This window comes from Flavobacterium xizangense, assembly GCF_054075145.1.
Genome location: NZ_JBSIPG010000084.1, coordinates 1 through 276 on the forward strand (window position 1 = coordinate 1; position 276 = coordinate 276).

Sequence of the window (276 nt, forward strand, 5' to 3'; positions counted from 1 at the left end):
TTCTGGGATTTCGAACTTAATTTCCATTTCGTCCAAAATTCCATTCAAAAACGCAAGGTCTTCCAAATGTTTATTACGATCGTAAATTTTATTAAGGGTAGAGATCTTAAGAACCTTCATAAGAATCCAGCCAGAAAAGGTACCGAAAACTCCGTACTTTTCAACATTTATTGCTTTTGCAACTTCTTTCGCGGTAACTAAACCCATGTAGTACTTTTAATTTATTAGAACAGCGAACAAAGATAACAAAAAAGTCTACTTTTCGTTGTTTCCAAG

General features: G+C 33.7%; 1 pseudogene. It reads right to left on the minus strand.

Features of this window, described 5'->3' with window-relative positions:
- Positions 1 to 207 (minus strand): annotated as a pseudogene (locus tag ACWA1B_RS22610) (GNAT family N-acetyltransferase); the annotation flags it as partial.
- Positions 208 to 276: the final 69 nt, after the last annotated feature.